This window comes from Streptomyces sp. ADMS (assembly GCF_033441795.1).
In the GTDB taxonomy this organism is placed as follows: Bacteria; Actinomycetota; Actinomycetes; order Streptomycetales; family Streptomycetaceae; genus Streptomyces.
In genome coordinates, this window is the sequence record NZ_JAVFVX010000483.1 from 1 (window position 1) to 357 (window position 357).

Annotated in this window: 1 protein-coding gene; it reads right to left on the reverse strand. The window is 59.7% G+C overall.

The window, feature by feature from the left end; translation table 11 throughout:
- Nucleotides 1-12: 12 nt before the first annotated feature.
- Nucleotides 13-357 (reverse strand): transposase (locus RB628_RS41660; protein ID WP_318325799.1); only part of this gene is annotated, 345 nt, incomplete at its 5' end.

Sequence of the window (357 nt, forward strand, 5' to 3'; positions counted from 1 at the left end):
GCCCTTTAAGTCCTAGTAAGTTCCTCGCCAGGTTGGTGTGGTCTCGTCCGTTATGCGCTTAGCGAGGTTGTCGATCGAGGCGACATGGATCATGGCTTCGGAGCTGACGGGGAGGGTCTCGTAGTCGCGGGCGAGCCGGCGGTGCATCATGATCCAACCGATACTTCGTTCCACTACCCAGCGCCTTTTCAGGACGTGAAAGCCGCGGGTCCCAGGGTTTTTGTCGACGACTTCGACGTCGATTCCGAGGTTCGCGCCGTGCTCCACGACGGCCTTCTTGAAGCCGGTGTCGACCCAGCTCTTGGTGATGGTTGGGTACGTGTTTTTCGCCTGGTCGAGGAGGCGTATCCCCAGTGC